Below are 13,486 nucleotides of genomic sequence, written 5' to 3'. Positions count from 1 at the left end.
TAAACCATAAAACACATGCAAAAAGTCAAAATATTTTCCCGCTTCGAACGCTTCTGGCACTGGACACAGATGGCAATTGTGATACTTCTTACCCTCACCGGTTTTGAAATTCACGGGAACTACACCATTTTCGGATTTGAAGCCGCTGTGCGCCTTCACAATGCATTTGCCATCACATTTATTCTGCTTGGGATCTTCACCATTTTCTGGCTGTTTGTAACCGGACAATACAAAAACTTTATCCCAACCCGCAGGAACTTCACAAAGCAAATTAGGTATTATACCTATGGGATGTTCAAGGGCGACGCGCATCCGGTAAAAAGAACCATGTCCAATAAAATGAATCCGCTGCAGCGGTTCACCTACTTTGGATTACTTATCCTGATATTCCCCGTTCAAACCATCACCGGCCTGCTCTATATGTATTATCACTACCCTCAGAACCCCATTGATGCCGGTGGCCTGTGGATCGCTGTCATAACCCATACCATGGGGGCTTTTCTGATGGTTGCCTTTTTGATCGTACATGTGTATATGACCACAACCGGACATCGCATCACAACCGACATCAAGGCGATGATTTCAGGCTATGAAGATGAACCTGAGGAAGAAACTGAAACAAAAAATCAACCTGCTTAACAACTGAAAACATGAAACAAACAGTATTTGCACTGACGATCATTTTCGCGCTTGCCGCCTGCAGCAGACAGGAAAAATATGCATCAGCCGACGAAATGGTGGAGAATGCGCTGAAAGAAGTTAAACTGATTACGGCAGACGAACTTTATGAACTGATGAACGGTGAAGAAGTTTATACCCTCATCGACGTCAGGCAGCCCGAAGAGCATTATCCCGGATACATCCCGGGTTCTATCAACATTCCCCGGGGCAGCCTTGAATTCAACATTGCCGACTCGTCTTTCTGGGAAAATGTGGGCCTGTATATGCCGCTCCAGGAGGAAAAAATCGTGGTTTATGACCAGAAAGGCAAGAGAGGAATTCTGGCAGCCCAAACTCTCCGGAAACTGGGATATCAGAACGTTCTGGCATTGAAAGAAGGGTGGAAAAGATGGGAACTGACCTATCCTGACATTTATGAAAAAAGTCTTGAAAAGCTTGGCGGAGGCAACCATGAAGCTCCTAAATCGGGTGGAGGTTGCTGATGCAATTAATAATTCGGAAATCAATCAATAACAAACTCTAAAAACCAACGAAATGAAAAAAATGATGAGATTATTCCTGATTCTGGCCATTGTACCGGCGATTTTTCTCTCCAGCTGCAAAAAGGAAAATGAAGAAAATTTTGATGCTCAAAAAGCGCTTACAAACTATCTTGTTGCCAATAACCTTGACATCAACACCATTATTGGCGGATTTGTAATGGGCGCTCCTGCTGATGGAGATGTATCCGCAAAATATGTAATTGATATCCGCACAGCCGACGAGTTTGCGCAAGGACATATCGTAAATGCGCACAGGGCAGACCTGAAGGACATCCTCACCGAAGCTGCAAAAGCGGATAAACCTATCCTCGTTGTTTGCAAATCGGGTCAGACAGCAACGCATGCTGTTGCCCTGCTCCGCCTTTCGGGTTATCCCGATGCCCAGGCCCTGAAATGGGGAATGAGCGGATGGAACTCCACCCTTGACATCTGGAGCAACAACATAGGAAGTATTGCAGAAGGAAATACCAACTGGGTAAGCACTGCAGCTCCTACCAATCTTACCTTCGGGAGCCCGAAATTCACAAGCGCTGATACCATTCCTGCCAATATTCTCAGGGCCCGTGTAAATGCGGTACTTGAAGAAGGGTTCAAAACTGTTCAGCCGGCCGATGTGCTTGCCAACCCGGGCAATTACTTTATCAACAATTATTTCAGCGAAACTGATTATGCAGGTTTTGGTCATGTAACCGGAGCCTACAGAATTAATCCCCTGCTCGTGGGAGAAGGCCAGGTCAATTATCTTGACTCTTCTAAAGAAGTACTTACTTATTGCTACACAGGCCAGACCTCTGCAGCCATTACCGCATACCTCAGGGTGATCGGGTACAATGCAAAAAGCATCATGTGGGGGATGAACAAATTTAACAACGCAAGCAACGCCTGGGGCGAATCGGTCAACAAGTGGAAACCCACCATGTCGAAGAACCTTCCAATCGTTACCGGTAATTAAACCAAACTTAAATCATGAAAAAGATACTTTTCATTATAACAATAATCGGTGCATTTGCGATCACCCGGGTATCTGCACAGGGCTGCGGCGGCGCTCCATCAGATGAAGGACTGAAGATGTTCGGTTTCCTTCAATCTCAATATGAACATCACTTTACCGAACCTTCAAAAAACAGTTTTACATTTGAAAGGGCGCGCATAGGTGCAATGGGAAAAATTCCCTATGACTTCTCCTATTATGTGGTTGCAGAACTCAGCCCGTTTATCTCCGCTAATCCGTACCTGCTTGATGCTTTTATCACCTATGACAGGTTTAATATGGCCAGGCTTTCAGTCGGCGCATTCAAAACCCCTTTCGGGTTGGAAACAAACACCGCCTGCAATGGCCTGATGACTGTATACCGTTCAACCGCCACCCTGCAGATGGTTGCTCCCTTCCGCGATATGGGCGCAATGCTCCTTGGCGGAAACGATACCACTTTTGTATCCTATCAGCTGGGGCTGATGAATGGCGGCGGATTGCTTAAATTCGACAACAACAAGAAAAAAGATATTGTCGGACGGGTTGTGTTTCACCCATGGGATTTCCTGTATGTCGGCGGAAGTTTCCGCTACGGTTATCCATCATATCAGAATGATAAGGACAGCCGAACCACCCTCGGCGGTGAGCTGAAACTCAAATACCGCGGATTTACCCTGTTGGGTGAATATATCATGGATGAAGGAGATTACAACCGCGACCTCGGTGGCGGATGCAGCGGAAACCTGATCGAATTGGGGAAAGAAAGAAGCGGTGGATACGTTACCCTTGCTTATATGACAAAATGGAATATTGAGCCGGTGTTTATGTACGATTTCTTCGATTCAGGCAACGCAACAGGATATGAGGAAAGTAACATGACTTTCGGGGTTAACTATTTCTTCAACGACTGGACCCGCCTGCAGGTAAATTATGTTTACCGTGCCGAATCACCGGTTGAAATTCCGACCGACGAAATCGTTGTTCAATTACAGGTTAAATTTTAATATAGAAGATCAATGAAAAAATTCCTATTTGCGACAATCGCGCTGATTTTAACGGGCACGGCTGTATTGGCCCAGGACCTTATGACCGTTGCCGAACTGAGCTCCAAACTGAAAGATGCCAACTACATCGTGGTTTCGGCAGAAGTTGAAACTGAATATGCCAAGGTTCACATCAATAATGCCGTAAATGTTTCTTACAAAAGCCTCGAAAAATCCGGAGGAATCGAAGGCCTTCTTAACACACCGGCTGAACTTGCCAAGATCCTTGGTGCCAAAGGTGTCACTGAAAAGAAAACCATTGTTGTATATGATGAAGGTGCAGGTAAGTATGCCTCAAGACTTTACTGGGTGCTGAAATACCTGGGAGCTCCGGATGTAAAAGTCCTGGATGGCGGAATGTCAGCCTGGAAAGCCGGCCGGAAACCTGTAACTAAAAATCCAACAACGGTAAAACCGGCAACTTTCACTCCGGCAGTAAATAAAGCCATTTATGCTGATATGAAAGAGGTGCAGGGCGCTTCCGGAAACTCTAAAGTAATCCTTGTTGACCTTCGTGAAAATGTTGAATTCAGCGGCAAAGATCCCAAGAACAATAAAGGAAGAATCCCCGGCTCAGTGAATGTAGATCACACCACCCTTATGACGGCCGCCAGTACCTATAAATCAAAGGCTGAACTCGAAAAAATCTTCAGTGCTGCAGGAGCAACCAAAGACAAAACAATTATCCTTGTATGCCCAACCGGTGTCAGAGCAGGGAAAGGTTACTTTGCACTCAAATCTATACTTGGCTATCCCAATGTAAAGATTTATGAAGGAGGTGTAAACGAATGGGCTGCAACATCATCGAATAAACTCGAAAAATAGCTGTTCCCTTGATTATAACTAAGCCGGGTGCATCATTTGTATCCGGCTTATTTTTTATTCCACCTTATCCAAATGAATAGCCCATCCGCCTGACTGCAAATTTTTTACGACGGACTTTTGTATATAACTTTATAATTCTTTTAAAAGCATTGCAAATAATTATTTCTTGATGTATTTTTACACTCTTGCTTAGTGTACCAAATACACAAACAAAGCTTACCCTTTACAAAGCTCGGGTTACTAAATTTAATTCATCATAAAAGCAGATCTGTTAATTTGTCAATGAATTTGCCCCTATGCAATTTCAAAAGAGAAAAAATGGATCGGAAACTCCCGTTCGGGAAATTGTATTAACTTTATGAATTTACCGCCTGGCATCTGTATTCGGCACAGGTGTTTCAGCATACAGATTCAAATTCACCTAAAACTAAATTTTTATGAGTAAACAGGACAACAGTTTCAGAGTAGGAATGTCTGCCTTTGGAGCCATTTTTTTCATTTTTGGATTTGCAACAACATTTATTGTTACGTTGTCAGCCCCCATCAAGGAAATCTTCGGCCTCTCGGAGTTCGGGGCCCAGCTACTTGCTTCCGCTTTTTTTATTGCTTATCCGATTATGTCAATCCCCACGGGTAAACTGATAGACCGGATCGGGTACAAGTCAACGGTCATTGCCGGATTGGTCCTGATGGCACTGGGTAGTTTTATTTACATACCTGCATCCAGGCTCCCATCGTTCCCTATTTTTCTGCTAGGCACTTTTGTATTGGCTACAGGAGTTGTTTTTCTGCAGGTTGCTGCAAATCCTTATGTCACTGCGATCGGCCCTGAAAAATCGGCTTCAAGCCGCCTCAACCTCACCCAGGCATTGAATTCCATCGCCACCATGATCGCCCCCTGGCTGATCTCCGTGGCAATTTTCAGGGGATTAAACCCTTTGAGTCCTGACTATGCATTGGAAGCCGCTGAAAAAGTACCGTTGCCATTTATCATCATGGGAATCGGCGTTATCCTCGTGGCCGTAATTCTGATGTCGATCAAACTCCCGGTGATTGCCGCTGAAAAGAAAGAAAAGAAAAGCATTCTCAAATATCCCCATGTTGTGCTGGGCGCTCTGGCCATTTTTACCTACGTTGGTGCTGAAGTAGGAAATGCAGGTCTGATCGTGAATTATCTCAAGAAATCCCTGATGATGACCGGTGAAGAAGCCTCAACCTATGCCGCCATCTATTGGGGCGGAGCCATGGTTGGCCGATTCTTTGGCTCATTTATGTTCTCAGGCATCAGCGTTTCAAAGAAAATCACTTATGCCATCCCTGTTCTGATACTCGCACTTGTTTCCGGCGCATTTGTCACCGGATGGAACTGGAATATCGGAGGCGTTTTTCTTGGGGTTGCCTTTGCCAACTTCCTGATCATGCAGATCGGAACAGGTAAAGCTGCAAAAACCCTGGCCATTTTTGCATTGGTTGCCGCAGCACTCGACCTGCTTACCACTTTTACCACAGGGAATGTCGCGCTGTGGACCATAATTTCAATCGGTCTTTTCAATTCAATTATGTTTCCCAATATTTTCTCGCTGGCGGTTAAAGACCTTGATAATGCAGAACTCAGCAGCGCTTCAGGTCTGATCAACTCGCTCATCCTTGGCGGAGCTATTATTCCGCCCATTATGGGAGGCGTGGCTGACAATTTTGGCTACACCTGGGCATTTATTGTCCCGGCCATCTGTTACCTGTATATCTTCTTCTATGCCATCAGAGGCGCACAAATCAGAAAATAATCAAAACATGCAGCTATGAAACACACCCTCAACCGGAAACTTATATCATTTACCCTCCTGCTGATGACGGGGCTTTTCTGCAATTCTGCCACTGCCCAGACATATCTGTATTTTCAGGACAGCCCTTCAGGGGACTATTATGAATTCAGTTGGATGGAGTTAACCGCCCCAAGCGAACTTGAGCGAATGGGCAGTGAACTGAGACGGTTTCCGGTTGAGGTTAATACTCCTGCTGTTCAGGGGACCAACTGCCTGCGGCTTAAATGGAAATCCGTTGCCGGTGGTGATTGGATAGCCATTGCTGCAGGATTAAACTGGACGGATAAAAATCTGACAAACACCGATACACTGATTTTCTGGCTCAGATCGGTTGAAGGTTTGAACAGCAGTAATCTTCCGCGCGTTTTCATGGAGGATGTCAGCAATGTTAAAACCACCAAACACAGTTTTTCCGCCTGGTGCAGCAACCTGGCCCCGGGCGTCTGGAACAGGGTGGCCATACCTATGAGCATGTTCCTGAATTACGGTGATCCGGTCGACTTTACCAGGATTAAAACCATAGGCTTTTCACAGGGTATCACCGATAATGTAATCCATACCCTGCTGGTTGATGACATGAGGGTTTTCAAGGGAGATGGCACATCGCCACCGGCATCCCAGCCTTCAGGGGTAACGGCAGCGGGTTACGACAGCCATATTGAGATCGGGTGGCTCCCGAATCCCGAACCCTTTATCAACGGATATGAAGTACAACGGTCCTCTGACGGCGGGAATTCCTGGCAGACAGTCTATGTAACCGATAATAACACTACACGGTATGTCGACTGGGTCAGGCCCCTGGGCACACAGGTAAGTGCGTCGTATCGCGTCAGGGCGCTGAATGCATCCAATGAGCCCTCGGTTCCGTCAGTACCGGCATCATCATCTACCAGAATTTTTTCAGACGATGAACTGCTGGATATGGTTCAGGAATATACCTTCCGGTATTTCTACGATTTTGCCCACCCTGCATCGGGGATGGCGAGGGAAAGAAACTCATCGGGCGATGTTGTTACCACGGGCGGTTCGGGTTTTGGCATTATGGCATTGCTTGCTGGCATTGAGAGGGGCTATATCACGCGACAGCAGGGAATTGACAGGGTGTTAAAAATCATTTCATTTCTCGAAAATGCCGACCGCTTTCACGGTGTCTGGCCGCACTGGCTCAACGGGAATACAGGCGCCACCGTGCCTTTCAGTGAATTCGACAATGGCGGCGACCTGGTTGAAACCGGCTTCCTTATACAGGGGCTCCTGACAGCCCGGCAATATTTTAACCTGTCAACACCTGAAGAACAACAAATTGTATCCAGGATAACTGCCCTCTGGGAATCGGTGGAATGGAACTGGTACAGCCGAAACAATTCAGGCGTACTGTACTGGCACTGGTCGCCGGATTATGGCTGGCAGATGAATATGCAGGTAAGGGGCTGGAACGAAGCTGCAATCATTTACATGCTGGCCATTGCCTCACCCACCCATGCGGTGCCGGCATCATACTGGAATAACGGCTGGGCGGGTATGTCGTATTACAGAAACGGAAGGTCTTTCTATGGATATACGCTCGATGTCGGATGGGACAGGGGCGGTCCACTCTTTTTTGCCCATTATTCTTTCCTGGGGTTCGATCCGCGCAATATCAAAGATCAGTTTACCAATTATTTTAACCTGAACCGCAATCATACTCTGATCCACAGGGCATACTGCACGCAGAACCCACTCGGACATGCCGGCTATGGCCCCAATTGCTGGGGTCTTACAGCCAGTGACGATCCGGACGGCTATATGGCCCACGAGCCCGTTCAGGGCCGTGACAACGGAACCATAACACCCACTGCCGCGCTTTCATCCATGCCTTATACGCCGGTTGAGTCTTTGGGTGCACTGAAACATTTTTACAGGGAATTGGGAGCAAAAACCTGGGGATGGATGGGCTTTTACGACGCCTTTAACCAGAGCCGGAACTGGTGGGCCACCTCTTACCTTGCCATTGACCAGGGCCCCATAATTGTGATGATTGAAAACCACCGCTCGGAATTGCTCTGGAACAATTTTATGGCAAATCCCGAAATTGCCCCGATGCTTGAAGCCATCGGGTTCGTGCCGGATCCATTCGGCAGTCAGGAAATTGATCCACATCAGGATCAGATCCGGATTTACCCCAATCCTGTGAATCAGGATCATTTCAGTATCACAATAAAACTATACATCCCCGATCTGCTGACCATCTCCATCCTTGACATTACCGGCAAAAAAGTTACCTCTCCGCTAACCTTAACATACCAGAACAGCGGGGAAGCGTCCTGTAATATTGGAACCGGCAACCTGAAAAAGGGCATGTATTTTTTAACAATAAACGGTACAAATCACAGGTCGGCACACAAACTTATTATTCAATAATTGGTTTTCTAATAATTTTAAAGAAAGGAGGAGGCTTTTCATTTCCTGAGGTAAATCAATCTTTATCACTAAACAGCCAGGTTAAACAACCAATACGAACCAACAACCAAAACAGAACCAAATGAAAAAAATTAAACTACTCTTTATTCTGATACTCGCGCTGGGGATAATCCCGGCAGCGATGGCACAGCAGGTCAGGGTTTCGGGGCAGGTCAAGAATGCCTCTAACGGAGAAACCCTTCCGGGCGTAACTGTAGTTGTAAAAGGGACTACCAGTGGCACCTCCACTGATATTGAAGGGCGTTTCAGCATTGAGGTTCCTTCCACGGCAACACTGATATTCAGTTTTGTGGGAATGGAGACCCAGGAAATTCCTGTGCAGGGGCGCACCACAATAAACGTATCCCTGAACTCATCCGCCAGCATGCTTGATGAGGTGGTGGTGGTCGGCTACGGTTCGGCCAAGCGTATGGACCTCACGGGATCTATTACAACTGTAAAGGCCAAGGACCTGGCCCTGACTTCTGACATTTAGTGCGGTAGTAAATTCCACTTTAAAATAAGTTCTGCAAGATTGCTTTTTAAAACATCTCCCATTGGCGATCGGAAAACGAACACTTCTTTAGTCAGGTTATCCTGGATGTGCGTTTCTGTAATATTCCATAGCAAGAACCGGATCTCTCTTAGAGATAGTTTTGTAGTCAATTGAAGGTATTTTTCAGCTATTAGCGCTACAAAGCATATTAGGACATGCGCTTTAATCGCATCATGGTTTTGGTGATAAATCGGTCGTGCTTGCAAATCGAACTTACTCATTCGAAATGATTGTTCGACATGCCACAGCTGGTGGTATCGGTCAATAACAATTTTACTGGGTAGTTCATTCTCTGATAAATCGGTACAATACCCTTTTATACCAAGTAATAGCTTTCTTTTCTCTATCAATGCTGTATTTAATTCGATTCTCTCTTTAGTAACCTTTCTGATAAATTTCGTTTTTACTTTGCAAGACTGCTTGGCTACCAGCTCTTCAGCTTTTTGAACCTGTTTTGTTAATTCATTGGATTCCTTCTTATATCGTTTGAGCGAAAAATCACAAACTAAGTCCCCATGTCGTGAAGCAAATCGTTCAATCGTACCTGGATTCCCACTCAATTTGGCATTGATCTTTTTTACCAATGTTAAGCTTGCGTTAGACAATCTGGCTCCTACTATATAGGATATCCCCCTTTTACGAAGTTCTATTAATCTTTCTTCATCAAGCATTGCTGCATCTGCCACAATAATCGGTTTGGAGTAAGGGTGCTCCGAGATAAATTTTTCAATAACAGGCATCATTGTTTTTCCTTCGAAGGTATTGCCTGCAAAAACCTCTGAAATTAATGGGAATCCAGACTGAGTTACCAGCAGGCCGATTACAACCTGTGGTTGCTGAGATTTGTTGTCTTTGGAAAATCCCTGACTCTTGAACTCATCAGCCTTAAAAGACTCAAAATAGAGCGTTGTTACATCATACAGGACAAAATAGAAGGGCTCGTTAAATTTAGTCTTAGCAACATTGTAGGCGCAATGCTCAATTTCTACTTTATAATCGATAAACTTGGGAATGTTGCGATAGAAGCGCTGAGAATACTTTATCCCAAAATAGTAATCCAGAAGCTCAACAGAACGAGATTTTGAGGCGGGCTCAATTAACCTCATAATGGCTAAATCCAATAAAAGATGAGGCAGATGGGACAACCCACATTCATCCATACAATTCATAAGAAAATGATATGCAAATAGATGGCTAACTTTTACGCACTCACCTCTTTCTACAACTAAAACCTTCTGTTTTTCTGACGGGAATAAAGATAATTGAGAAGACTGCTCTTCAATCCATTCAAAAGCCTTCTTTCGTAGAATAGTCACTTCGGTCTCGTCTTTTCCACTGCCTATATGCTTGGCAATTATGGACCGATGTCCAACGTACTGAACTACCTGAACAGCGGTAGAGCCAGACTTGGTTTTAACCTTTCTTACCGAATACATACCACAAAAATAGCCGTTAGTGCGGTATTTTCATCATTTTGTATTAGTAAATAATTAGTAATGTGATACTTGTAAAACTGATTTTCCGAAATTGCCAAAAGTGTCAGAAGTCAGGAAAAATTAAACTACTCTTTATTCTGATACTCGCGCTGGGGATAATCCCGGCAGCGATGGCACAGCAGGTCAGGGTTTCGGGGCAGGTCAAGAATGCCTCTAACGGAGAAACCCTTCCGGGCGTAACTGTAGTTGTAAAAGGGACTACCAGTGGCACCTCCACTGATATTGAAGGGCGTTTCAGCATTGAGGTTCCTTCCACGGCAACACTGATATTCAGTTTTGTGGGAATGGAGACCCAGGAAATTCCTGTGCAGGGGCGCACCACAATAAACGTATCCCTGAACTCATCCGCCAGCATGCTTGATGAGGTGGTGGTGGTCGGCTACGGTTCGGCCAAGCGTATGGACCTCACGGGATCTATTACAACTGTAAAGGCCAAGGACCTGGCGTATCAGGCAGTAGCCAATCCCGCACAAGCCCTCCAGGGTAAAGTAGCCGGGGTGCAGGTAACCAACAGTGGTTCGCCGGGCAGTTCACCTGTTATCCGCATCCGCGGACTGGGAACCGTTTCCTCAAGTTCTTCGCCGCTTTACGTTGTCGACGGTATCCTCACCAACGACATCAGCTACCTGGGCACCAACGACATCGAAAACATCACTTTCCTCAAAGATGCCTCTTCATCGGCCATTTACGGGGTGCGCGCAGCCAACGGGGTTATTATTGTGACAACCAAGCGCAGCCAGAGCCGCGAAGCGAGAATCTCCTATTCGGGTTACACCGGTTTTCAGAAGGTAGTCAACAAGTTTGAACTTGCTAAGGGAGTGCAATATATTGACCTTGTTAATGAAAAGAACAAACTGCTTGCAGAAGCTTCCGGAAGCACTTTTACCCCTATCGACCCTGCCGATTATCCTGATGAAATTGACTGGTATAATGAGGTCCTGCGCGAAAAATCCCTCACCCAGAGCCATGATATCAGTGTAATGGGTGGTTCGGCCAAAAGTCTTTACACTTTCGGCGCTTCCTGGTTTATGCAGGAAGGATTGGTGAAGGGACATGACTATGACCGGATCAATATCAGGTCATCGCTCGAATCTGAGGTAATGAAAAACCTGAAGGTCGGGTATTCGGCAAATTTATCGACTTATAAATTCAAAGATGTTCCCGGCGTTTTCTACAATGCATACGTTGCGCCTCCTGTTTTCACGGCTAAACTGAATGACAGCACCTTCAATCCGATGGGATCTGGCAGCCTGGGCAATTTCTCCAACCCGGCCGCGCAACTGTATTATTTCAACAGCCGGTCAAATGGCATCCGCTTTCTGGGCAGCGCTTTTGCCGAACTCAAGATTCTTGAGCATTTCAAGCTGAAGACCTCCTACGGTATAGATTACGGCAGCAACCGGAACCGTAGCTATACGCCTTATTATGTAGTATCGGAAACACAGGTTGACACCAACCGCACCCTGAGCCGCTCCATGAATTATTCAACAGACGGATTCTGGGACAATACCCTTACCTATGAGAACACCTTCGGAAAGCATAAAGTAACTGCGATGGCAGGCATCTCAGCCCAGGAATTCCGCGACCTTGGTCTTTCAGGCAGCCGCAGTGGGGTTGAAAATTATGGAGATCAATCCCTGTATCTGGGTTTCGGAGATCAGACAACTTCCAACTCAGGAGACTATGGCTCAAAAATCACGGCTTTGTCCTATTTCGGAAGGGCTACTTATAACTACATGGATAAATATCTGTTTACCGGAACACTGCGATATGACGGCAGCTCAGTTTTCCCCTCCGACGAACGCTTCGACCTTTTTCCGTCTGTTGGTTTTGGCTGGGTGATGACTAATGAAGATTTCATGCAAAATCAGAGCATTTTTGACTTCCTTAAGTTAAGGGCCAGCTGGGGTGTTACCGGCAACAACCGGATTCCCGCAAACATTTACACCCTTACCATAGCCAAAGGCGGCGAACTGTCAACAGCCTTCGGACAGGGTGGCAATGTGGTGATTGCCGAAGGCGCCAACATCACCAGCGCGGTACCTCCAACCCTGAGATGGGAAAAAGTAAAGGAGTTTGACATCGCATTTGAAGGTCTGGCTGTCGGCAACAAGTTATCGTTCGAACTGGATTATTATCACAGGCTAACCGTTGACGGCATCTTCCCGACTACCCTTTCGGCTACTGCCGGAACCTCGGGCAGCTACCTTCAGAATAACGGGGATTTCCTGAATCAGGGAATTGAACTAACACTCGGATGGACCGACAAAGCCGGTGACTTCAATTACTCCTTCAACACCAACTTTACCTACAATAAAAACGAGGTTAAAGAGCTGCTTGAAGGCACGCTCGGACTCTTTGGCGGAAATCTTCCGGTAGGAGGATTTTTCTCAACCTATACCATTGTCGGGGAGCCCATTGGGTCCTATTACGGCCGCAATGTGGTTGGAATCTTCCAGAACGAAGATGATATAAACAATTACACATGGACCAATCCTGAAACCAACGAAGAGGTGTTGATTCAACCCAATGCAAAACCAGGCGACTTTAAGTATGAAGATGTGGACAACAATGGCCTGATTGACGCCAAAGACCGTGTATTTCTGGGAAGTGCGCTGCCGACCTACCTGTTTGGTTTCAATGCCACCCTCGAATACAAGGGCGTTGACTTCAGCGTGGACATTTATGCACAGGGAGGTAATAAGATTTATAATGCCAAACGCGCACAGCGTCTCGGCAACGAAAACTACGACCTTGACTTCTACGAAAACCGCTGGACCGGCGAAGGCTCAACCAACGAATACCCCTCAGCCGACCTCACTGCCGACAATATGCTTCCCAACTCCTGGTACATTGAACCCGGCGGATTTGTGCGCATCAGAAACATTCAGGTAGGATATACCATTCCTGAGAAGATGGTCACCAAACTTGGCATAAGAAGTGTCCGTTTTTATGTAAACACATCCAATCCGTTCACATTTTTCAAATACAACGGATTCAGCCCCGAGATCGCCAGCAGTTCTCCCACCTCTCAAGGCATCGACCTGAATGTTTATCCGATGTCGGCCACTTATAATTTTGGTGTCAATGTTAATTTCTAACCTTATA

General features: G+C 46.0%; 10 protein-coding genes. 9 read left to right on the top strand and 1 reads right to left on the bottom strand.

Annotation, left to right across the window (positions count from 1 at the left end; all coding sequences use genetic code 11):
• Positions 1-15: 15 nt before the first annotated feature.
• The 8 genes from TBC1_RS01990 (at position 16) to TBC1_RS01955 (ending at position 8,822) form a co-directional block, all read left to right on the top strand.
• Positions 16-639, top strand: a complete 624-nt coding sequence (locus TBC1_RS01990) for a cytochrome b/b6 domain-containing protein (RefSeq protein ID WP_062037759.1) — start codon at positions 16-18, stop codon at positions 637-639.
• A gap of 11 nt (positions 640-650) precedes the next feature.
• Positions 651-1,163 (top strand): rhodanese-like domain-containing protein, encoded by a 513-nt coding sequence (locus TBC1_RS01985; RefSeq protein WP_062037756.1) that lies wholly within the window; start codon positions 651-653, stop codon positions 1,161-1,163.
• Between the two features lie 52 nt (positions 1,164-1,215).
• Positions 1,216-2,175, top strand: a complete 960-nt coding sequence (locus TBC1_RS01980; RefSeq protein WP_062037753.1) for a rhodanese-like domain-containing protein — start codon at positions 1,216-1,218, stop codon at positions 2,173-2,175.
• A 14-nt stretch (positions 2,176-2,189) separates the two neighbouring features.
• The gene (locus TBC1_RS01975; RefSeq protein ID WP_062037750.1) at positions 2,190-3,200 is read left to right on the top strand and encodes a porin; all 1,011 of its coding nucleotides are present in this window, start codon (positions 2,190-2,192) and stop codon (positions 3,198-3,200) included.
• Between the two features lie 12 nt (positions 3,201-3,212).
• Positions 3,213-4,064: a sulfurtransferase gene (locus TBC1_RS01970; protein WP_062037747.1), complete on the top strand. Its 852-nt coding sequence runs from the start codon at positions 3,213-3,215 to the stop codon at positions 4,062-4,064.
• A gap of 437 nt (positions 4,065-4,501) precedes the next feature.
• Positions 4,502-5,848 (top strand): MFS transporter, encoded by a 1,347-nt coding sequence (locus TBC1_RS01965; RefSeq protein ID WP_062037744.1) that lies wholly within the window; start codon positions 4,502-4,504, stop codon positions 5,846-5,848.
• A gap of 15 nt (positions 5,849-5,863) precedes the next feature.
• A complete protein-coding gene (locus TBC1_RS01960) occupies positions 5,864-8,287 on the top strand; it encodes a glucoamylase family protein (RefSeq protein ID WP_062037741.1) in 2,424 nt (807 codons plus the stop codon).
• Positions 8,288-8,408: 121 nt separating this feature from the next.
• Positions 8,409-8,822, top strand: coding sequence for a carboxypeptidase-like regulatory domain-containing protein (locus TBC1_RS01955; RefSeq protein ID WP_062037738.1), 414 nt, complete (start codon positions 8,409-8,411; stop codon positions 8,820-8,822).
• On the opposite strand, the gene TBC1_RS01950 is transcribed toward TBC1_RS01955, so the two are convergent.
• Entirely contained in the window at positions 8,819-10,318 is a 1,500-nt protein-coding gene (locus tag TBC1_RS01950) for an IS1634 family transposase (RefSeq protein WP_062037735.1), read from the bottom strand. The two genes, TBC1_RS01955 and TBC1_RS01950, sit on opposite strands and share 4 nt — an antisense overlap.
• A gap of 170 nt (positions 10,319-10,488) precedes the next feature.
• Here TBC1_RS01950 and TBC1_RS01945 point away from each other — a divergent pair, with 170 nt between their 5' ends.
• On the top strand, positions 10,489-13,479 hold the full coding sequence (locus TBC1_RS01945; RefSeq protein ID WP_062037732.1) for a SusC/RagA family TonB-linked outer membrane protein: 2,991 nt from the start codon (positions 10,489-10,491) through the stop codon (positions 13,477-13,479).
• Positions 13,480-13,486 lie beyond the last annotated feature (7 nt).

The sequence above is a fragment of the Lentimicrobium saccharophilum genome (assembly GCF_001192835.1).
In the GTDB taxonomy this organism is placed as follows: Bacteria; Bacteroidota; Bacteroidia; order Bacteroidales; family Lentimicrobiaceae; genus Lentimicrobium; species Lentimicrobium saccharophilum.
Note: the sequence above shows the minus strand (reverse complement) of the source record. Positions and strands in the feature narration are given on the sequence as shown.